General features: G+C 73.6%; 19 protein-coding genes. 1 reads left to right on the forward strand and 18 read right to left on the reverse strand.

What is annotated here, in order from left to right; all coding sequences use genetic code 11:
* Nucleotides 1-116: 116 nt before the first annotated feature.
* From KBY32_RS34695 to KBY32_RS34710, 4 genes are all read right to left on the reverse strand, one after another.
* Nucleotides 117-1505 carry an acyltransferase gene (locus KBY32_RS34695; RefSeq protein ID WP_210982865.1) on the reverse strand — a complete coding sequence of 463 codons (1389 nt, stop codon included), beginning with the start codon at nt 1503-1505 and terminating at the stop codon, nt 117-119.
* Nucleotides 1502-3751: a glycosyltransferase gene (locus tag KBY32_RS34700; RefSeq protein WP_210982866.1), complete on the reverse strand. Its 2250-nt coding sequence runs from the start codon at nt 3749-3751 to the stop codon at nt 1502-1504. The genes KBY32_RS34695 and KBY32_RS34700 overlap by 4 nt, the downstream gene beginning before the upstream one ends.
* Complete coding sequence (locus tag KBY32_RS34705; RefSeq protein WP_199835481.1) at nt 3751-4809, reverse strand: hypothetical protein; 1059 nt, start codon at nt 4807-4809, stop codon at nt 3751-3753. The genes KBY32_RS34700 and KBY32_RS34705 overlap by 1 nt, the downstream gene beginning before the upstream one ends.
* 248 nt (nt 4810-5057) lie before the next feature.
* Nucleotides 5058-6026 carry a LysR family transcriptional regulator gene (locus KBY32_RS34710; protein ID WP_210982867.1) on the reverse strand — a complete coding sequence of 323 codons (969 nt, stop codon included), beginning with the start codon at nt 6024-6026 and terminating at the stop codon, nt 5058-5060.
* Between the two features lie 83 nt (nt 6027-6109).
* On the opposite strand from KBY32_RS34710, the gene KBY32_RS34715 reads away from it, so the two are divergent.
* Nucleotides 6110-7408 carry an MFS transporter gene (locus tag KBY32_RS34715; RefSeq protein ID WP_247690413.1) on the forward strand — a complete coding sequence of 433 codons (1299 nt, stop codon included), beginning with the start codon at nt 6110-6112 and terminating at the stop codon, nt 7406-7408.
* 49 nt (nt 7409-7457) lie between these two features.
* On the opposite strand, the gene KBY32_RS34720 is transcribed toward KBY32_RS34715, so the two are convergent.
* The 14 genes from KBY32_RS34720 to KBY32_RS36030 form a co-directional block, all read right to left on the reverse strand.
* On the reverse strand, nt 7458-7679 hold the full coding sequence (locus KBY32_RS34720; RefSeq protein WP_247690414.1) for an acyl-CoA carboxylase subunit epsilon: 222 nt from the start codon (nt 7677-7679) through the stop codon (nt 7458-7460).
* Between the two features lie 13 nt (nt 7680-7692).
* Nucleotides 7693-9288 (reverse strand): acyl-CoA carboxylase subunit beta, encoded by a 1596-nt coding sequence (locus tag KBY32_RS34725; protein ID WP_210982868.1) that lies wholly within the window; start codon nt 9286-9288, stop codon nt 7693-7695.
* Entirely contained in the window at nt 9285-10151 is an 867-nt protein-coding gene (locus tag KBY32_RS34730) for a 4'-phosphopantetheinyl transferase superfamily protein (RefSeq protein WP_210982869.1), read from the reverse strand. Before KBY32_RS34730 ends, KBY32_RS34725 begins: the two co-directional genes overlap by 4 nt.
* A complete protein-coding gene (locus tag KBY32_RS34735) occupies nt 10148-11452 on the reverse strand; it encodes an MFS transporter (RefSeq protein ID WP_210982870.1) in 1305 nt (434 codons plus the stop codon). The genes KBY32_RS34730 and KBY32_RS34735 overlap by 4 nt, the downstream gene beginning before the upstream one ends.
* Complete coding sequence (locus KBY32_RS34740) at nt 11449-12324, reverse strand: alpha/beta hydrolase (protein ID WP_055624617.1); 876 nt, start codon at nt 12322-12324, stop codon at nt 11449-11451. The genes KBY32_RS34735 and KBY32_RS34740 overlap by 4 nt, the downstream gene beginning before the upstream one ends.
* Nucleotides 12325-12328: 4 nt before the next feature.
* Nucleotides 12329-13864, reverse strand: a complete 1536-nt coding sequence (locus KBY32_RS34745) for an FAD-dependent monooxygenase (RefSeq protein ID WP_210982871.1) — start codon at nt 13862-13864, stop codon at nt 12329-12331.
* A 42-nt stretch (nt 13865-13906) separates the two neighbouring features.
* Nucleotides 13907-15388 (reverse strand): FAD-dependent monooxygenase, encoded by a 1482-nt coding sequence (locus tag KBY32_RS34750; protein WP_210982872.1) that lies wholly within the window; start codon nt 15386-15388, stop codon nt 13907-13909.
* Nucleotides 15389-15390: 2 nt separating this feature from the next.
* Nucleotides 15391-16341 carry an aromatase/cyclase gene (locus tag KBY32_RS34755; protein WP_210982873.1) on the reverse strand — a complete coding sequence of 317 codons (951 nt, stop codon included), beginning with the start codon at nt 16339-16341 and terminating at the stop codon, nt 15391-15393.
* A gap of 32 nt (nt 16342-16373) precedes the next feature.
* A complete protein-coding gene (fabG, locus tag KBY32_RS34760) occupies nt 16374-17162 on the reverse strand; it encodes a 3-oxoacyl-ACP reductase FabG (RefSeq protein ID WP_210982874.1) in 789 nt (262 codons plus the stop codon).
* Nucleotides 17163-17266: 104 nt separating this feature from the next.
* Nucleotides 17267-17545 (reverse strand): acyl carrier protein, encoded by a 279-nt coding sequence (locus tag KBY32_RS34765; protein ID WP_210982875.1) that lies wholly within the window; start codon nt 17543-17545, stop codon nt 17267-17269.
* A 43-nt stretch (nt 17546-17588) separates the two neighbouring features.
* Entirely contained in the window at nt 17589-18800 is a 1212-nt protein-coding gene (locus KBY32_RS34770; RefSeq protein ID WP_210982876.1) for a ketosynthase chain-length factor, read from the reverse strand.
* On the reverse strand, nt 18797-20068 hold the full coding sequence (locus tag KBY32_RS34775) for a beta-ketoacyl synthase (RefSeq protein WP_055624624.1): 1272 nt from the start codon (nt 20066-20068) through the stop codon (nt 18797-18799). Before KBY32_RS34775 ends, KBY32_RS34770 begins: the two co-directional genes overlap by 4 nt.
* Entirely contained in the window at nt 20065-20394 is a 330-nt protein-coding gene (locus KBY32_RS34780; RefSeq protein ID WP_055624625.1) for a TcmI family type II polyketide cyclase, read from the reverse strand. Before KBY32_RS34780 ends, KBY32_RS34775 begins: the two co-directional genes overlap by 4 nt.
* Before the next feature lie 231 nt (nt 20395-20625).
* Nucleotides 20626-21129: biotin/lipoyl-containing protein (locus KBY32_RS36030; RefSeq protein WP_210982877.1), on the reverse strand; the 504-nt coding region annotated here is incomplete at its 5' end.

Genomic DNA, 21129 nt, shown 5'->3' on the forward strand with positions numbered 1-21129 from the left:
GGACCACCCGGCGACCCCGTTCACCACCGCGACCCGGCCAGTCTTCCATGCGAATCCGCCGTCGAGGACAACGGACCCGCGCCGCCGGGCGGGCGCGGTGGCGGACGGGGACGACGTCATCCCCGGCGCCGGCCGCCGCCGCCCGACGCGGCGGCCTTCTTCTTCGTGCCGTTCTTCTTCGTGCCGTTCGGCCACAGGCGCGGGCTGCGCTTGGCGGCGATGTCCTCGACCCAGCCGACGGACACGACGGCCAGCCCTATCAGCGGCCAGACCAGGAAGAACATCCAGATCATGTACGTGGAGTCGAGCGCGGCCGAGGCCCGTTCGCTCTCCATGAAGGGCAGGTTGTAGAGCTGGTCCAGGATCGGCACCGTGGCCATGATCAGGAGGTTGTGCCACAGGTAGATCGTGACCGCGCGGTTGTTGGACAGCGTGACCAGCTTGTCCCAGCGGGCGAGCCGGCCGGGCAGCTCCTGCCAGGAGGGCGAGTACAGCAGCAGGATCACGACGAATCCGAAGGACCAGGTGGCCTGGGCGAGTGGGATGTCGTTGAGGTCCCAGCCGTCCGGGCCGAGGTGGCCCGAGGCCCACCACAGTCCGAACGCCATCACGAGCGAGGCGCCGGAGACGGCCACATAGCGCGGGATCCGGGCGAGCAGGCCCTCGTGGTGGGCGAAGCCCAGGACCCAGCAGCCGCCGTAGACGGCGAAGTCGGAGACGGCGTTGCCGGTCTCGCCGGGGATCTTCACGACGCCGGTGCCGACGACGGCCGTCAGGGCGAGCGGGGCCAGCAGCGTCGGCCAGGGGGCCCGGCGGAACGCCCACAGCAGCAGCGGGGACGCCACGACGAACCACAGGTAGGCCCGCAGGTACCAGAGCACACCGGCCGCCTGCACCGCCCAGGTCTGCTCCAGCAGACCGGACTTGGAGCCGATCTGCCAGGGAAACGGCGGCGCGCCCACCGGGACCAGGTAGTTGAACAGATGGAGGACGGCCTGGAAGCCGCCGCCGAGGTCCGGGTCCTTCGTCGGGTTCCAGCCGCCGAGGAACATCATCGACAGCACGACCGCGCTGAACACCCACAGAGGCGGCAGCAGACGCCGGACGCGGCTCTTGATCACGCCCCACGCGGGACGGTTCAGGGAGCGGGCCATCAGCGAGCCGGCCAGCGCGAACATCACGCCCATGGACGGGAACAGCACCGTCAGCCAGGCCCAGCCGAAGAGGTGGTACGCGACCACGCGGACGAGCGCGATGGAGCGCAGCAGGTCCAGATAGCGGTCGCGGCCGGGCTTCTTCGGCGCGGCGGCGGCCGGTGCGGGCGCGGCGGGTTCGGGTACGGCGGGTTCCGGTGCGACCGCGGTGGCCGTCGGCTCCGGTCCGGCCGGGTGCCCGTACGCGCCGGGGTACGGCTCGGTCCGCCAGGCCGGGTCGTTCTGCCACGAGGGCTCCGGTGCCCCGGGCCCGGAGGCTCCCTGGCCCGTGGGCTGGTATCCGTGCGTCATCCCACCGGCCTCCGATCGCCGTCACGTGTGCCTGCCGAGCGCTGCGACGGCACGGGGCCGCCGGGTGCCTCCACCACGCCGGTGCGGCGCAGCTTCTGCCAGCGCAGGCGGCCACCGGTGAGGGCCGTGATCCACGACTGGAGCAGGACGACGTACATCAGCTGGCGGTAGAGGATCTGCTGGAGCGGGAGCGAGATCAGATGGGTCATGCGCTCCTTGTCCAGGCGGAAGGCGTAGGCGGCGCAGACCAGCTGGATCGCGAGGACGCCCAGCCAGGCGACGACGGTCTTCTGGGTCGGGCCGAAGATCAGGCCGTAGATCAGGAAGACGTCGATGAGCGGCGCGAGCAGCGGCGCCAGGACCATGAAGAGCGACACCAGGGGCAGGCCGACCCGGCCGAAGCGGCCGGAGGGACCCTTCTCCACGAGGGCGCGGCGGTGCTTCCAGATCGCCTGCATCGTGCCGTACGACCAGCGGTAGCGCTGGGACCACAGCTGCTGGACGGACTCCGGTGCCTCGGTCCAGGCGCGGGCGTTCTCGGCGTAGACGACGCGCCAGCCGTCGCGGTGCATCGCCATGGTGATGTCGGTGTCCTCGGCGAGCGTGTCGTCGCTCATGCCGCCGACCCGCTCCAGCGCCGACCGCCTAAAGGCGCCGACGGCGCCCGGGATGGTCGGCATGCAGCGCAGCATGTCGTACATCCGGCGGTCGAGGTTGAAGCCCATCACGTACTCGATGTGCTGCCAGGCGCCGATGAGCGAGTCGCGGTTGCCGACCTTGGCGTTGCCGGCGACGGCGCCGACGCGCGGGTCGCCGAAGGGCTGGACGAGCTCGCGGACCGTGGCCGGCTCGAAGACGGTGTCGCCGTCCATCATCACGATGATGTCGTAGCTGGCGTTGGCCAGACCGCGGTTGAGCGCGGCGGGCTTGCCGGCGTTGAGCTGGCGCACGACCCGGACGTTGGGCAGGCCCATGGCCTCGACGATGCGGGCGGTGCCGTCGCTGGAGCCGTCGTCGACGACGATCACCTCGATGGGGTGCTCGCTCGCCATGAGGGAACGCACCGTGTTCTCGATGCACTTGGCCTCGTTGTACGCCGGGACGAGCACCGACACCGGTTCGGTGACGGGCGGCCCCCAGCGGAAGTTCTTGCGGCGCACGCGTCGGGCGTGGATGCCCGACAGGAGCAGCATCAGCACGAAGCGGCTGATGACCAGGAAGCCGATCACCGCGAGGCCGACCACGAGGACGGACGTGATGTTGTCCGACGCCCGGACGAGGAAGACCCAGGCCTTGCCCTTCCACAGGTCGGCTCCGGTGACCTGGCTGTGGGCGCTGGGCGCGTCGAGCGCCTCGGTCAGGTTCTCGAACTTGTAGCCCTCGGCCTGCAGATCGGGCAGGAACCGGTCGAGCGCCTCCACCGTCTGGCTGCGGTCGCCGCCGGAGTCGTGCATCAGGACGATGGCGCCCTTGCCGCCCTTGGGGGTGGCGCGGCGGATGATCTCGTCGACGCCCGGCCTCTGCCAGTCCTCGCTGTCGGTGTTGTTGACGACGGTGAGGTAGCCGCGCTGGCCGATGTACCGGGTGATCGGCCAGGACTCGTTGTCCATGGCGTCGGCGAACGACGAGTACGGCGGCCGGAACAGGGACGTGCGGATGCCCGCCGCGCCCGTGATCGCGAGCTGGTTCTGGGACAGCTCCCAGTCGATGCGCTTCTTCGACTGGTAGGAGAGGTCGGGGTGGTTGAAGGTGTGCAGGCCGACCTCGTGGCCCTCGTCGACCATGCGCTTGACCAGGTCCGGGTGGCGGGAGGTCATGGTGCCGGTGACGAAGAAGACGGCGTGGGCGTTGTGCTTCTTGAGCACGTCGAGGACCTTCGGGGTCCACTCCGGGTCCGGGCCGTCGTCGAAGGTGAGGACCAGGCGGTGGTCGCTCAGGCTCAGGCTCTCGGTGCGGCCGCCGCGGGTGTCGATGACGGGGCCGCCCTCGAGGATCTTCTCCGGGACCTTGTCGGAGGCGGCCGCGGGCCGCACCCGGTGGTCGGCCAGGATCTCGCTGTGGACATAGCCCCGCAGCATCAGCATCGCCATCAGGGCGACGAGGACCAGACAGGGCAGCAGCAGGCGCATGGGGACGCGGCGGCGGCGCGGGGCGGCGGCGCGGGCCCGGTGTTCGGGTGCGTGGCGACGCGAGGAGCCGCCGCGGGCTCCGTGCTCTGCCCCACGGCGGCGGGTGCGGGATGCCATCAGAAGTTGTTCTCCGGGAACGGGGCGGCGGGAGCGGAGGGCGTGCCTCCGGGCTCCTGCGCGACGGGCTCAGGGTTGCTCGGGCCGTTGGCGACCGTCCCCGTGCCGGGGTCTTCGGTGGTCGTGGGGTCGGTCGGCTCCGTGGTGGTGCCGCCGCCGTCCGTCGGGCTCGGTGCGGTGGGGTCGGTGACCGGGTCCGTGGACGGCTCCCGGTCGGGTGTCGGGTTGCCGCCGCCGGGGTTGGCCGGGCCCTTGGTGCCGGTCGGCTTCGCGGCGCCGGTCGCGGCCGGGTCCTGGGCGTCGGCGGACGCGCCGGGCGCGGTGCTGCCGGCGCCGGGCAGGACGCTCTCGCCGTCCGAGGCGGACGGGGAGGCGCCCGGGGCGACATCGGAGGTCTCGGAGGGCGCGGTCGCGGACTCGGCGGGCTGCGGCGAGGTGTCGACCTGGCCGGCCGGCTTCTCCTTGGGGCCCTCGACGGGCAGCCAGGGCGCGTCGGAGTTGCCGGACAGCAGGGTGGTCACGATGACGACGGCGTAGACGGCGCAGGCGAGCGCGACGGCCATGCCGAGCCGGCGCCAGCGACGGCTGCGGCGGCCCGTCTCGTCGACGAACACCGGTCCGTCGGAGCCCTCGGGGCCGCCGGGGGCGTCCTTGGCGGCGCGCAGCATGCCGTCCAGCTGGAGGCCGACGCCGTCGAGCTGGACGGTGACCTCGTGCGGGTCGTGGGTCGCGCCGGTGCCCGCCGTCTGTTCGTGCTCGGCCCACGGGTCGCGCACGGGTGCGGTGCGCGGACCGCCGGACGCCGCGAACGGGTCGGTGCCGGGGGCCGCGTGACGGCCGTGCCGGGGCGGTTCCGCCGGTCTTCCGACGCTGGGCAGGACCGCGGTCTCGTCGCCGTGCGCGGCGGGGCCGCCGCGCAGGATCTCCGTCTTGTCGGCGTCCGTCGAGGCACGCCTGCCACCCTGGAGTATGTCCGTCTCCCTTGCCTCGGTCCGGGAGCGCGGCCCCCGACCCGGGAGCCCGGTCTCCCCGGTCGCCGGGAATGCCTGGGTGTGCACCCCGGCTCCCCCCGCGGAAGAATCGCCCACAGACCGGTACGCGGCCTGGGGCCACTCCGGTTGGGCGTCTTCTCGCCACTTCTTCACGCGCACCCACATCCCCCCACGGGACCGTTCCGGGTGCGCACACGACTCCGAGCACTCGTCGTCGTACCGAGCCCCCACCCGGTCCGAGCGCCCCCCTTACCACACTGTGCTCAGGCGAAGAATGTAGCGCACGCGGAGGTTTCGTGGTTGCCACGTGCCAATTAATGGACGCCCATGACGCATGCGTCGGTGGCCGGAATCCATCCCTCAAGGGGTCGATTCAGCCACCCTTCCTCCCTTGTGACCTGCGCCGCCGCCTGCCGAAGGGCGATAAGTCCGGGATGTTCGAGACCGTTTCTCCATACAAGTGATACTGGCGACAGTGGGACCGGGTCCGTCAGCGGACGGAGGACGGTGCCCGGCATCGGGGGGAAGCCGACCACGGCGAGCACCGGGTTACGCGTCTTCGCCATGAGCCGCTGGAATTCCTCGTCGCCGACGGCCAGCGGCGCCGGGGCGGCGATCTCGACACCCCGCCCCTCGAACAGGGTGCGCGCCAGGGCGGTCCACTCGGGCGTACGGGGATTGCCGGCACCGGCGTAGACGGTCTCCCCGGCGAGCGCGGCCAGCGGCACCGCGTCCCGGGTGGCCAGGGGGTGGTCCTCGGGGAGGACGACGGCCATCGGCTCCAGGCGGACCGGCTGGTGGTCGAGGCCGGCCCGCAGCGCCGGGTCCAGGCCGGCGAACCGGCCGAACGAGGCGTCGAGGCGCCCGGCGAGGAGATCGGCGGCGGCACCCGTCAGACCGCTCTCGTAGCGGGCCATCAGCTCCAGCTCCGGGGCGAGTTCGCGGGCCCGGTGCAGGACCGCGCGGGTGGTGCGCAGGCCGGGCGAGTTCAGGTCCACGAGCAGCGGGCGGGCTTGCCCGAAGGCGGCGAGCAGGTCGTCCTGGGCCTGGAGGGCACGGCGGGCGTACGGCACGAGCCGCTCGCCGTCGGGGGTGAGGGTGACCTGCCGGGTCGTGCGGACGAACAGCTCGGCGCCGAGTTCGCGCTCCAGGCGGCGCACGTCCCGGCTGAGCGCCTGCTGGGCGACGTACAGACGGGCGGCGGCGCGGGTGAAGTGCAGTTCCTCCGCGACGGCCAGGAAGGAGCGCAGCAGACGGGGGTCGAGGTGGGCGGGGGCCGGCATGCGGTGAACTTACAACAGGGGTGCGTGAATCCGCGCGGAGCAGGTGTTGGACCCGGTGATCGGCGCCGGGTGAGGCTGGGCGCATGCCGCAGTCGACCACACCAAGTGCCTCTGATGCCGGGGAAGTCCGGAACATACCGAATGCCCGGCAGGCCCCTTTGCCTCCGGGGCGGAGCCGGCCGCCCGGGCCCTACCGGCGGCTGTTCGCCCGGCCCGGCGCGCTCGCCTTCACCGCCGCCAATCTGGCGGCCCGGCTGCCCATGGGCATGCTCAGCGTGAGCGCGGTCGTGATGATCGCCGGCACACGCGGGTCGTACGCCCTCGCCGGGGCCGTCACCGCGACCGGGCTCGCGGCCACCGCGGTCGTCGCGCCCTGGATCGCGCGGCTCGTCGACCGGTACGGGCAGGCCCGGGTCGCCGTCCCGGCCACGCTCCTCGCGGCGCTGGGCAGCATCTCCTTGGTGCTGTGCGTGCGGTACGGCGCCCCCGCCTGGACGCTGTTCGCGTCGTACGCCGCCACCGCGACCACGCCCAACACCGGCGGTATGTCCCGGGCGCGGTGGGCGCATCTGCTGAAGGACGACGCGGGGGCGCTGCACACCGCGAACTCCTTCGAGCAGGCCGTCGACGAACTGTGCTTCATGCTCGGCCCTGTGCTCGCGGCCTTCCTGTGCGGGGCCGTCTTCCCGGAGGCGGGCACGCTGGTCGCCGTGACGCTGCTCGTGACGGGGGTGCTGGCCTTCGCCGCCCAGCGGTCCACCGAGCCGCCCGCGCACGGCCCGGCCTCGACGTCCGGCCCCGCGCCGCTGCGCGCGCCCGGCATGCCCGCGCTGCTCGCCGTCTGCCTCGCGCTGGGCGCGGTGTTCGGGGCGACGGAGGTCGTGACGCTCGCGTTCGCCGACGAGCAGGGGCATCGGGCGGCCGCGGGCGCGGTGCTGGGGCTCCAGGCCGCCGGGTCCTGCGCGGCGGGCCTGCTGTACGGGCGGCTGCGGCTCACCGGGTCCCCCGAGCGCCGCTACCCGTGGTGCGTGGCGGCGATGACCGCGCTGCTGGTCCTGCCCGCGGTGGCCGCCGGCACCGGCTCGCTCGTGTTCCTGGCCGGCGCCCTGCTGCTCGCCGGGATGGCCACCGCGCCGACGATGATCACCAACATGGCCCTGGTGCAGCGGCGCACCCCGCCGGGCCGTCTCAACGAGGGCATGACCCTGGCGGTGACGGCCCTGCTCAGCGGCATCGCCTGCGGCAGCGCGGCCGGCGGCTTCACGACGGACCACCTGTCCCCGTCCGCCGGGTACGCGGTGCCGGTCGTGGCGGCGGGGGTCGCCCTGGTGGTGGCGGCTCTGGCACCGGTCCTGGGGCGGCGGGGCGGGCGGGACGCGTAGGACGAAGCGGGTTTTCGGACCCCGCCGGCACCCGGAGCGGCCCCGCGGATCAGGTGTGCCAGGCGCGGGGGCTGGTGTAGGGGCGGGTGCGGTCGGGGCGGGACCAGGCGGCCGTGGCGGGGCGGGCCGGCGCCGGGTCCGGGGCCGGGGCCGGGGCGAGGCGCAGGGTCAGGACCGCGGTGAAGGCGGCCAGTTCCTCGGGGCTCGGGGCGCCGCGCAGGACGCGGACCGAGGTGGCGGCGAGCAGGTCGGTCGGGGTCATGGTGGTCATGGGGTGCTCCTCCTCACTGGGGCGGGTTGCCGTGCTTGCGGGTGGGCAGGGACTCGGACTTGGTGGCGAGCATCGCCAGCGCGCGGCTGAGGGCGAGGCGGGTCTCGCGGGGGTCGATGACGTCGTCGACGAGGCCGCGCTCGGCCGCGTAGTAGGGGTGCACGAGTTCGCCGCGGTACTCCTCGATCTTCTGGCGGCGCATCGCCTCGGGGTCGTCGGCGGCGGCGATCTCACGGCGGAAGACGACGTTGGCGGCACCCTCGGCACCCATCACGGCGATCTCGTTGGTCGGCCAGGCCAGGGCGATGTCGGCGCCGATGGACCGGGAGTCCATGACGATGTAGGCGCCGCCGTACGCCTTGCGCAGGACGACGGAGACGCGGGGCACGGTGGCGTTGCAGTAGGCGTACAGGAGTTTCGCGCCGCGCCGGATGATGCCCTCGTGCTCCTGGTCGACGCCGGGCAGGAAGCCGGGCACGTCGACGAGGGTGACCAGCGGGATGTTGAAGGCGTCGCAGAACTGGACGAACCGGGCACCCTTCTCGCTGGCTTTGATGTCGAGGACGCCGGCCATGGACGCGGGCTGGTTGGCGACGACACCGACGACGTGGCCGTCGATCCGGGCGAGGGTGCACACGAGGTTGGTGGCGAACGCGGCGTGCACCTCCAGGTGGTCGCCGTCGTCGACGATCTCCTCGATGACCTTGCGGATGTCGTAGGAGCGGTTGCCGTCGGCGGGGACCAGGTCGAGCAGGGCGTCGCCGGGGCGGTCCGCCGGGTCGCCGGAGGGCTGGGCCGGCGGCAGTTCGCGGTTGTTGGAGGGCAGGAGGGTCAGCAGATAGCGGACCTCCTCCAGGCAGGTGCGCTCGTCGTCGTAGACGAAGTGGGCGACGCCGGAGGTGCCGCCGTGGACGTCGGCGCCGCCGAGGCCGTTCTGGGTGATCTCCTCCCCCGTCACCGCCTTCACGACGTCGGGCCCGGTGATGAACATCTGCGAGATGTCCCGCACCGCGAACACGAAGTCGGTGAGCGCCGGGCTGTACGCGGCGCCACCCGCGCACGGGCCGAGCATCACGCTGATCTGCGGGATGACGCCGGACGCCTTGGTGTTGCGCCGGAAGATGCCGCCGTACCCGGCGAGGGCGGAGACGCCCTCCTGGATCCGGGCGCCCGCGCCGTCGTTGAGGGACACGAGCGGGGCGCCGGCCGCGATCAGGGCGAGGTCCATCAGCTTGTGGATCTTCTGCGCGTGGGCCTCGCCGAGGGCGCCGCCGAAGATCCGGAAGTCATGGGCGTAGACGAAGACCGTACGGCCCTCGACGGTGCCCCAGCCGGTGATCACGCCGTCCGTGTACGGCCGTTTGGCCTCCAGTCCGAAGCCCTGGGCGCGATGCCGGCGCAGGGTCTCCACCTCGGTGAACGACCCGGGGTCCAGGAGCAGTTCGATGCGTTCGCGGGCGGTCAGCTTGCCCTTGGCGTGCTGGCGTTCGGTGGCCCTCGGGTCGGGGCCGGTGCGGGCGAGCTCCTTGATGGCCGCCAGTTCGGTGAACCGGTCCGCCTCGGGGGCGTCGGTGTCGGGCAGCAGCGTCTCGGGTTCGACGACGGTCATGATGCCTGGGCCCTTTCCTTCCTGTTCCGGGTGTCGATGAGGTCGTGCGGGCGGACGGACGACGGGTCGTGGGCGCGCAGCACCGTGCGCAGGCCCGGTTCGACGGCGAGGATCCGGTCCACGGCGTCGCGGGCGTGCAGCCAGTCGGCGGGCACCGGGTGCAGGGCGGCCTTCCGGTCGCCGGCGCCGGCCAGCGCGGCGGCGCCGACGTGCCCGTCGCACAGCGGGATGTTGCGTACGGTCCAGCCGGCCGGGCGCCAGGACTCGGCGCCCTCGCCCAGGTAGTCGAGGTCGGCGGCGCGGGCGAGCCCGGTGCCGAGGCCCTTCAGATACGCCTCCTTGCGGGACCACAGCCGGGCGAAGGCGGTCGGCCGGCGCTCGGCCGGGACGCGGGTGATCTCCTGCCGTTCGGCCGGGTGCAGCAGGGGCAGACAGGCGTCGACGGTCGCGGGCGTCGGCAGCGCCTGTACGTCGACGCCGACCCGGCTGCGGGCGATGGCGACCAGGGCGAGGCCGTGGCTGTGCGAGAGGGAGAACTCGGGGGCGCCCGGCAGGTCGACGAGGACGGGCCGGCCGTGCCGTTCCCCGCACTCCTCGCACCACTCCCGGCCGATGACGAGGCGCCGGGGCGCGACGCCGGTGTAGACGGACAGCACCCGGCGCAGGCCCACATGGGCGGCGACGTACATCTGCCGGTCGGCGTGCCGGCGGTAGGCGGCGGCGCGCCGGCGCTCGTCCTCGTCGAGTTCGCGGACGGGCGCGTCGCGCGGTGAGGCCGGGGCGGGCAGCAGCCACAGGTGCAGGTCCGACGGGCCCAGGTGCCGGGTGCCGCGGGCGGGGTGCGGGTCGAGGGGGTGGTTCACGGGCGGCTCCCGGTTCCGGTGGTGGGGTGGGGCGTCCGCTCGGTCCCGGTGGCGTCGGTGCGCGGGGCGCGGCGGTCGGCGACGGCCGCCACGAGCGCGGCCGCCAGGGAGATCAGTCCCCCGGCCCACAGCGCGGAGCGGGTGCCCAGGTAGTGGGTGACGGCGCCGACGAACAGGGCGCCGAGCGGGGCGCTGCCTTGCAGGATCAGGGTGTAAAGGGCCATGACACGGCCCCGGTGGGCGGCGTCGCTGCCGAGCTGGACGCGGTGGTTGGCGGCCTGCGCGAAGTACAGGGACGCGAAGCCGGTCGGGACGAGCAGGAGCAGGGCGACCGTCAGGTTCGGCGCCCAGCCGGTGGCCGCGGCGAGCGCGCCGAACGCGCAGGCCCAGCCGATGACCAGGCGGGCCGGGGGGCGGCCCCGGCGCAGGGTGCTGGTGAAGGCGGCCAGCAGGGAGCCGGCCGCGAGCGCGGCGGTGAGCAGGCCGAACGCGGCGGCGTCGGTGTGGAAGACGGTCCGGGCCATGAGCGGCAGGGTCAGTTGCAGATTGAGGCCGAACAGCGAGACGGCGGCGAGCAGGGACAGGGTGGCCACCAGGTCGGGCCGGGACCGCAGATGGGCCAGTCCCTCCACGACCCGGGTGTCGTGGGCGGCGGGGCGTGGCGGCCGGTGCAGTTCGCCGGGCCGCATGGCGCGCAGCCCGGCGACGGTGGCCGCGTAGCTCGCCGCGTTGAGGAGCATCACGGTGCCGGTGCCGGCGGCCTCGATCAGCAGCCCGGCGAGCGAGGGGCCGACGACGCGCGCGATGTTGAAGTAGGCGCCGCTGAGCGCGGAGGCGTTGGGCACCAGCTCCGGTCCGACGAGCTCGGCGATGAAGGACAGCCTGGCCGGCACCTCGACGGCGTTGGCGACGCCGAGGGCCAGCGCGAACGCGTACACGTGCCACAGCCGGGCGGCGTCGCCGGTGACGAGCAGGCCCAGCAGCAGCGCGAGCAGCCCGGAGGCGATGTTGGCCCCGGTCAGCAGGGCCCGCTTGTCGTACCGGTCGGCGATCCGGCCGCCATACAGGGTGAGCAGCAGCATCGGGGTGAACTGCAGCGCGGTGACGGTCGCGAGGGCGGTGCCGGAGTCGCCGGTGAGGTCGAGGACGAGCCAGTCCTGGGCGACGACCATCATCCAGGTGCCGGTGACGGAGGCGATCTGCCCGCCGGCGAAGAGCCGGAAGTTGCGTACGCCCAGCGACCGCGTCCCCGCGGCCAGCAGCCCCCGCGGCCCCCGTTTCCCGGCGTGGGACCCGGTCATGGACCGTCCCGCTCGGGCAGGCACTCCTCGAAGAAGGCGAGCGCGCGCAGATGGTAGGCGCGGGCGGTGCGGCCCAGGCTGATGTTGTGCCCGGCGTCGGGCTGCCGGTCGACGACCACGCGCGGGGCGGAGCTGAGCCGGGCCCGCAGGTCGTCGAGGGCGTCGGCGTCGTGCCGCCACCACAGTTCGTGCTCGGCGAACGTCAGCCGTACGGGGACGCGGACGCGCGGGGCGAGCGCGTCGAAGACGTCGGGCCAGGCGGACGCGGCCCGCAGTTCCCGTTCGGGCACCGGGCGGACGAAGTCGGCGCTGTGCCGGAAGGTGGCCGGCGGGTACAGGGCGAGCCGGCCCCAGTTGTGCTTCCAGCGGGCCCGGTCGGTGCTGGTGAGCAACTCCTCGGAGCGGGGGGCGTAGCGGTGCCCGCAGCCGGAGACGTCCAGGCCGAGCAGTCCGGGCGGCGGGGTCTCGGCGGCCAGGGTGAGGGCGAGTTTGCCGCCGAAGGAGTGCGCGAGCAGGAAGGTGCCGACGCCGGTGTCGTATCCGGCGCGGAAGTCGTCGAGCGCGGCCCGCAGGACGCGGGCCTGCCCGGCGAGGTCCAGGCCCTCGGGGAGCCCGGCGGCGGAGTCGCCGTAGCCGGGCCGGTCGACGGCGAGGACCTGGAAGCCCAGATGCGCTCCCAGCGCGCACAGGGAGGCGTCGGGCTGGGCCCCGCCGTCGAAGTACCCCGCGCTCATCCCGGCCCCGTGCAGCGCGACGACGGTGGCACGCGGTGGCGTGTCCGGGGCGCTCAGCAGGGCGGACAGGGTGTGCCCGGCGGCGTTCAGGGTGATCCGCCGTACGCGGGGGCCGACGGACAGGGACGCGGTGGTCATGGCGTTACGCCACCTCCGGGCTGCCGAACCAGTGGTGCAGGGACTGGACGAGACGGTCGATGCCGGCGGCCACGTCGTCCCGGGCGCCGTCGCCGCCGGCCGCCCAGGCCACATGGCCGTCGGGGCGGACGAGGAGGGCGGTGGCCCCGGCGAAGGCGTCGGGGTCCTCGGGGCGGGCTGTGACCACGGTGACGCTGTCGGACCAGCGGGCCGCGGACTCGCGCGGGGCGGGGTCGCCGCCCAGGTCGAGCAGGACGCCGCGGGCCGGGTGGAGCAGGTCGGCGGTGCCGGTGCGGGTGCCGTCGGGCAGCTCCAGCGGGCGCGGCGGGAGGCGGCGGCCGAGCAGGGGGTGGGTGCCGGGGCCGAGGTCGTAGGTGATGTCGAGGTGGCTGACGATCCCGGCGAGGCGGCGGCGGACGTCCTCCAGTTCCATCAGCTCGCCGAAGACGGCGCGGGCGGGGTCGGCCTCGGGGCCGCCGAGGAAGATCATGCCCTGGGCGCGGGTGTTCATCAGCAGACGGGCGCCGACGGGGTGCCGTTCGTCGTGGTAGGTGTCGAGCAGCGCCTCGGGGGCCCGGCCGCGGGCCACCGCGGCGAGCTTCCAGCCCAGGTTGACGGCGTCCTGCACGCCGGTGCTAAGCCCCTGGCCGCCGGCCGGGAGGTGGACGTGCGCGGCGTCCCCCGCGAGCAGGACGCGGCCCTTGCGGTAGGCGGAGACCTGCCGGGTGGCGTCCGTGAAGGAGCTGACCCAGTCGGCGCCGCCGCCCGCGAGGGACTCGCCGGTGATGCGTTCCCAGGCGGCGGCGACCTCCTCGAACTCCACGGCCTGCGGGCGGTCCCCGGCGGGGGTGCCGTGCTCGCAGACGATGATGCGGTCGACGCCGGGTGCGAGCGGGGCGGCCATCACCATGCCGTGCTCCAGCCGCTCGCCCAGGAAGCGGGGGCGGATGGCGCAGCCGGTGACGTCGGCCAGATACATCCGGCGGGTGGCGGGCAGCCCGGGGAAGTCGAAGCCGGCGGCCCGGCGTACGACGCTCTGGCCGCCGTCGCAGCCGACCAGATAGGCGGCGCGCAGCCGCTGTTCGCCGTCGGGGGTCGCGGCGACGATCTCGACACCGTGGCCGTCCTCGGACAGCTTGGTCAGCTCCCAGCCCCGGCGGATGTCGGCGCCCAGCTCACCGGCCCACTCCTCCAGAACGGCCTCGGTCTGCGACTGCGGGACGCCCCGCGCGCCGAAGTGGGCGTCCTCCAGGACGGTGTAGTCGAACTGGATGCCGCCGAAGTGGCCCATCGGGCTCTTCTCCAGCGTTCCGAAGCGCGGGAGCAGGCCCCGCTGGTCGAACACCTCCATGGCGCGGGCGGTGAAGCCGAGTCCGCGGGACTGCCCGGTCGGCTCGGCCAGCCTCTCCACGACCACGACCCGGGCTCCGCCCAGCCGCAGTTCTCCGGCCAGCATGAGGCCGGTCGGCCCCGCACCGACGACGATCACATCCGTGTCCACAGTGCTTCCCTCTCTGCACGCCCGAATCGATAGGAACATGTACGACTTGCCATGACTTGCGGTGTTCGGCCTCGCGTGGGATCACAGCCCGGGGTCCGGCCGTCCGAACCAGTGCCGGATCGCCGCCGTGGCCGCCCATGGGTCCGCGCCGGCCCAGGCGACATGGCCGTCCGGGCGCACCAGCAGCCCCTCGGCGCCGTGCAGCGGCGCGTCCGCGCCGGCCCGTACCGCCACCGGGGTGACGCGGTCGGCCCAGATCTTGCCGAGCCAGCGCAGCTCCGCCCGGGCCGAGTCGGCGACCAGCAGCAAGCCGCGCCCGTCCCGCAGCGCCTCGGCGACCCCGACCGGGCCGTCCGGGGTGGGGAGCGTGCCGAGCGGCAGCCGGGCGCCGAGCAGCGGATGGGTGCCGCCGCCCACCGGGTAGCGGATGTCGAGCCCGGTGATCATCGCCGCGAGGTGGTCCCGGGTGGGGCCCGCCTCGATGAGTTCGGCGAGCAGGGCGCGGGCCGGTTCCACCTCGGGCCCGCCGAGCAGCAGCTGCGCCTGGGCGCGGATGTTGGCGAGCACGCGGCGCCCGACGGCGTGCCGCTCGTCGTGGTAGGTGTCGAGCAGCGCCTCGGGGGCCCGGCCGCGGGCCACGGCGGCGAGCTTCCAGCCCAGGTTGGCCGCGTCCTGCAGCCCGAGGTTGAGCGCCTGGCCGCCGCTGGGCATCTGCCGGTGGGCGGCGTCCCCGGCGAACAGCACCCGGCCGTGCCGGTACCGCACCAGCTGCTGGTTGGCGTCGCCGAACGCGTTGAGCCACACCGGGCGCCCGGCGCCCAGGTCCTCGCCGGTCACGTGCCGCCAGACGTCGACGACCTCCGTGAACGCGGGCGGTCCGGTGCGCGGCCGGGCGGGCCGGCCGAAGGCGTGCACCATCACCCGGGTGGTGCCGCCGGGCATCTTGGCGGCGATCGCCAGCCCGTGCTCCCGGCGTTCGAAGCGCCGGTTCGGGATGTCGATGCCGGCGATGTCGGCCCGCAGCAGCTCGCGGCCCGCCGGGGAGCCCGGGAAGGCCGCCCCGGTCAGGGCGCGCACGGTGCTGTCCTCGCCGTCGCAGGCGACGACGTACGCCGCCCGCAGCCGCCGTTCGCCGTCCGGGGCCGCCACCGTCAGCTCCACGTGCGCGTCGGACTGGTCGAGTCCGGTGACCTCCCAGCCGCGCCGGACGTCCGCGCCGAGGGCGCGGGCCCAGTCCTGGAGCAGCTCCTCGGTCCGGGTCTGCGGCACCTTCCACTGCCCCGCGTACGGCCCGGGCACGGTCAGGTCCATGGGGACGCCGCCGAAGTGGCCGCGCGGCTCCCGCGGCGGGTCGCCGAGCGCGTCCAGCAGGCCCCGGCAGTCGAACAGCTCGGCCGTGCGGGCGTGCAGCGTGGAGGCGCGGGACTCCGTGGTGGGGGTGCGCAGCCGTTCCAGGACGACGACGTCGGCGCCGCCCAGGCGGAGCTCCCCGGCGAGGAACAGGCCGACCGGGCCCGCCCCCACCACGACGACCCGGCTGCCCGGGGAGGTGTCGGTGGCCATGGTCAGCGGCTCTTCTCCGCGTGGTCCCGGGCGTGGCCCAGCGTGGCCCGGCTGTTGGTGCTCAGGGCGCCCTGCACGTACTCGCGGGCGTCCTCCACGGTCGCGTCGGGCCCGAGGATCCGCTGGATGTTGTCGGGGTTGAGCACGACCGTGTGCTGGGAGGTCGCGGCGACCCCGCGCGGGTACTCCTCGAACGTCCACAGGCCGGTGTGCAGGGTCATGAGCGCCGGCAGGGTCACCTGCTTGTAGGCGATCGCGCGGTGCGGGAACGTCACCCGGTACGACTTGGTGGTGTGCGTCGAGCCGTCCTTGGCCCGGGTGTCCATCTCCAGCACCTGCAGGCCGGGCGTGGGCTCCTCGAAGCGGACGCGGGCCACGTGCGGCAGCCGGTCGACCCAGCGGTCGGCCTGGTCGATGAAGTCGTAGACGTCCTTGGCCGCGCCCTCGATGAGCACGGTGTCCTCGAAGGAGAACGTCAGCTCGCGGGTGGCGTGAGCCCGTTCGACGTTCTCCTTCAGGGCGGCCAGCTCGGAGCGGGAGTTGCGGTCGACGGCCTCGTCGATCCAGGCCAGGCCGGCCGGGTCGTCGTCGACGGCCCGGTAGTCGTGCAGCAGCCGCACCAGCGACTCGCCGCCGGGCCGCTCCTCGATGACCCAGGCGCCGCCCATCGCGGCGACGGGGGGCGTGGAGACCTCCTGGCGGAAGGTGATCCGGCGGTTGTCCGGGTCCAGGGTGCGGCGCGAGGTCCAGCTCTTGGGGGCTCCGTTGGCGGTGGCCCAGATCCGGATGCGCTCCTCGCGGGCGCCCCTCTCCAGATGGTCGACGTGGATGGTGGGCGGGAAGATCCGCGGCCAGTTCTCCACCTCCGCGATCAGCCGGTAGACGGCGTCGGCGGGGGCCGAGACGGTGATCTCGTGCGCCACCTCGCGGGTCGTCGCGTTCGTCGTGGTCACGTCCTCGTCCTCTTCTTCTCGGTGGTCGGGGGTCAGAAGTTGCCGAGGCCACCGCAGACGTTGATCGCCTGGGAGGTGACGGAGGCGGCGGGGTCGGAGGCGAGGTAGCCGACCATCCCGGCGACCTCCTGCGGGGTGGAGTAGCGGCCGAGCGGGATCTTGGCCTGGAACTTCTCGAGGATCGCGTCCTCGGTGGTGCCGTAGGCGTCGGCGTAGCCCTGGCGGACCCGCTGGGCCATGGGGGTCTCGACATAGCCGGGGCAGACGGCGTTGACGGTGACCCCGGTGGGCGCCAGCTCGTTGCCGAGCGCCTTGGTGAAGCCGACGACACCGTGCTTGGAGGCCGAGTAGGGGGCGCCGAGGACGACGCCCTGCTTGCCGGCCGTGGAGGCGATGTTGATGATCCGGCCCCAGCCCCGGTCGCGCATGCCGCCGGTGGTGAGGACCTCGCGGGTCATCCGGAAGACGCTGTTGAGGTTGGTGTCGACGACGTCCTCCCACAGCTCGTCCGTGAGGTCGGCGGTGACACCGCCGCCGCTGCGGCCGGCGTTGTTGACGAGGACGTCGACGCCGCCGAACCGGTCGACGGCGGCCTGCACGAAGGCCCGTACGGCGTCCCGGGAGCGGACGTCCACGGCGGCGCCGTCGGCCTCGAAGCCCTCCTCCTGGAGCTGCTTGACCGTCGCGGCCACGTTGTCGGCGTTGCGGGCGCCGATGAACACCCGGTGCCCGGTGGAGCCCAGCTGCCGGGCCGCCGCCAGTCCGATGCCACTGGTGGCCCCGGTGATCACTGCGACCCGCTGCGTCTGCTGCTGCGGCATGTCTGTTCCAACTCCTTTGGAGGTGATGGCTGCGAGGGGGCGCCGCCGTCGGCCGAAGGGGTCGCCGACGGCGGCGGTTCAGGTGGGGTCGGGGGCGCGGGGCGTCAGGCGGCGGCCTGCGACGACCCGCCCTTCAGCTGTCCGTTGACGGCGTCGATCAGGGCGCGCGGCGTGTTGGACTCGGACAGGACGTCGTCGTCGAGGGTGATGCCGTACTCGCGCTCGATCCGGCCGCCGGTCTCGAGCAGGGCCAGTGACTCGTAGCCGAGGTGCTCGAAGTCCGCGTCGAGGATGTCGCCGTCGAGGTCGACGGTCTCCTCCGCGCCGGCGCCCTCGATAAGGATGCGCTTGAGGTCGTCGAGGGTGAACTGCTGTGTGGACACGTGGGGTTCCTCTCGTTCGTTCGCGTGGGTCGTGGCGGGTCGGTCAGGCGGACGCCCGGACGATCGCCGCCGAGTTGAAGCCGCCGTGGCCGCGGGCCAGGACCAGCGCCGAGCGCGGTCCGGTCTCGCGCGGGCGGTCGGCCACCAGATCGAGGGTGTGCTCCGGCGCCGGGGTGACGTGCACCGTCGGCGGGATCACCCCGTCCCGCAGGGACAGCAGCGCGGTGGCCAGATCCAGGGGGGCCGCACCCGAGTAGAGGCGGCCGGTCATCGTCTTCGGCGCGGTGACGGGGACGCCGTACGGGCCGAAGACCGCGGTGATCGCCTCCGACTCGATCCGGTCCAGCTCGGGGTCGGCGGCGGCGTCGCAGAACACGACGTCGATGTCCTCGGCGTCCATCCGGGCGTCGGCCAGGGCGAGTTCGATCGCCCGGCGCAGCCCCGGCGGGCGTCCGCTGCCCGGCGCCGGGTCGAAGGTGGCCGCGTACCCGGCGACCTCGCCGTAGACCCGGGCGTCGCGGGAGCGCGCCGACTCCTCGGACTCCAGGACGAGCAGCGCGCCGCCCTCGCCGGGGACGTAGCCGTCGGCGGCGGCGTCGAAGGGCAGATACGCCTGGCTCGGCTCGTCCCGGGTGGTGAGCCGCTGCGCGGCGAGCTGGGCGACCCAGCCCCACGGGCAGATGGAGGCGTCCACGGCTCCGGAGACGACGACGGCCGTGCCCTTGCGGATCTGCCGGCGGGCCTGCGCGACCGCGTCCAGACCGCCGGCCTGGTCGCTGACGACCACACTGCTGGGGCCCTTCATGCCGTGCCGGATGGAGATCTGGCCGCTGTTGACGGCGTAGAACCAGGCGAACGACTGGTACGCGCTGACGTACTGGCTGCCCCGGCTCCACAGCGCCTGCAGCTCGCCCTGACCGAACTCGAAGCCGCCCGACGAACTGGCGGTGACCACGCCCATGCTGGAGTCGGGCAGATCCTGCGGCCGTATCCCGGCGTCCTCCAGCGCCCAGTCGGCGGCGACCAGCGCGAGGCGGGTCATCCGGTCGGTCTGCGGCAGCAGCCGGCTCGGCAGATGCTCCTCGGCCGCGAAGCCGGGTATCTCCCCGGCCAGCCGCGCCGGGTACTGGGACGGGTCGAAGCGGGTAATCCGCCCGATGCCGCTCTTCCCGGCGAGGGTCGCCTCCCAGTAGTCCTGGACGCCCAGGCCGTTGGGTGCCGTGACGCCCAGGCCCGTCACCACCACCGCGCTCATGCCATGCTCCTCTCGGGACGGGCGAGCACCATCGCGCTCTGGAAGCCGCCGAACCCGCTGCCGACCGTCAGCACCGCGTCGGTCAGCTGCTCGCGGGCGGTGACCGGCACGTAGTCGAGGTCGCACTCGGGGTCCGGGGTGTGCAGGTTCGCAGTCGGCGGGACCACGTGGTGCTCCATGGCCAGCGCCGACGCGGCGATCTCGATGGAGCCGATCGCGCCGAGCGAGTGGCCCACCATCGACTTGATGGAGCTGACCGGGGTCCGGTAGGCGTGCTCGCCGAGGCTCTTCTTGAACGCGGCCGTCTCGTGCCGGTCGTTCTGCTTGGTGCCGGAGCCGTGCGCGTTGATGTAGTCGATCTGGTCCACGTTCATCCGGGCCTCGTCGAGCGCCACCGTGATGGCCTCCGCCATCTCGGCGCCGTCCGGCCGCAGACCGGTCATGTGGTACGCGTTACTGCGGGTGGCGTAGCCCGCGATCTCGGCGTAGACGTGCGCCCCGCGGCGCCGGGCGCTCTCCAGCTCCTCCAGTACGAAGACGGCGCAGCCCTCGCCGAGCACGAAGCCGTTGCGGGTGCCGTCGAACGGCCGGGACGCCTGCTCGGGGTCCTCCCGGCGCGGGGTCGTCGCCTTGATGGCGTCGAAGCAGGCCATGGTGATCGGGGAGATCGGCGCGTCCGACGACCCGGCGATCATCACGTCCGCCGAGCCCTCCCGGATCAGCTCGACCGCGTAGCCGACCGAGTCGATGCCGGAGGTGCAGCCCGTGGAGACCACGGTGTTGGGGCCTTCCGCGCCGACCGTCCAGGCGACCTCGGCCGAGAAGGAGCTCGGGACGAGGTAGTTGTACAGGTGCGGTACGGCGTAGGTGTGGTCCACCAGGTGCAGCCGGCCGCCGTCGCTGACGGTCCGGTACTCCTCGTCGAGGCCCGTGGTGGCGCCGACCGCGCTGCCGATGGTGACGCCCACCCGGTGCGGCTCGTGGGCCGCGAGGTCGATGCCGCTGTCCGCGACCGCGCCGCGCGCCGCGACCACCGCGAACTGGGCGGCCCGGTCCATCCGGCGGACCTCCTGCGGGGTGAGCCCGTGCCGGTCCGGGTCGAAGTCCATCTCCGCCGCCACCTGGGAGCGGAACGGGCTCGGGTCGAAGAAGGTGATGCCGCGGGTGGCGGTACGGCCCTCGCTCAGCATGTCCCAGAAGCCGTCCTTGCCGACGCCGCCGGGGGCGAGCACCTCGATCCCGGTGATGACGACACGACGACCGCTCATCGGGACGCCTCCCAGGAGTAGAAGCGCTGGGCCATGGCGTCCGCCGGGGACCGCCAGGTGGCAGGGTCGTACGCCTCGATGAAGGGCTTCAGGTCCTCGCTGATGCGCACGAAACGCTCGTCGGACTTGGCCTTCTCGATGAGCTCGCCGCCGTTGTCCGCGTCGAAGTCCTGGAGGTGGAAATACAGGCCCCGGTACTGGAAGAGCTGCCGGCGCCGGGTGCCCATCAGATGCGGCATCTCGGTGTCGTCGAACGCGCCGAACAACGAGGCGACATCGGCCGCGGAACCCGGTTCCATCCGGGCCACGATCAAAGTGCTGTGCATGAACTCTCTCCTCGGAAAGGGTGCGTGGGGAAACGAAGGGCAGGCGGGCGAAAGACGCGGCGCTCACGCGGAATACGCGGGCGCGTTTCCGTCAGTCGATGCCCCGGCAGATGTGCGGCTGTTCGCGCTCGTTCTCGTCGTCCTCGCCGGCCAGGAGCCAGGCCGGCGGCTGGGGAGCGGGCGTCTCGCGCCCGTCGTCGTATGTCACGGTTCGCACCTCCTCGGACGTCCTCAGTCCTTGATCTCGCAGATCGGGGCGCCGGAGGTGAGGGAGGCGCCGACCTCGGCGGCCAGGTCCTTGACGGTGCCGGACCGGTGCGCGGTGAGGGGCTGCTCCATCTTCATGGCCTCCAGGACGACGACCAGGTCGCCCTCCTCGACCCGCTGCCCCTCCTCCACGGCGACCTTGACGACGGTGCCCTGCATGGGCGAGGCGAGGGTGTCGCCGGAGACCGCGGGACCCGAGCTTCGCGCCGCCCGGCGCTTGGGCCGGGCCCCGGCGGCGAGGCCGGTGCGGGCGAGGGCCATCCCGAGGGACGCGGGCAGCGACACCTCCAGGCGCCGCCCGCCGACCTCGACCACCACGGTGTCGCGCCCCACCTCGTCGACGTCGGTGTCGGTGTCGGTGGGGGAGGTGAAGGGCTTGATGTCGTTGACGAACTCGGTCTCGATCCAGCGGGTGTGGACCGTGAAGGGGTCTGCGCTGCCGGTGAGTTCGGGGGCGAACGCCGGGTC

The organism is Streptomyces sp. RK62 (genome assembly GCF_018070255.1).
Lineage (GTDB): Bacteria > Actinomycetota > Actinomycetes > Streptomycetales > Streptomycetaceae > Streptomyces > Streptomyces nigra.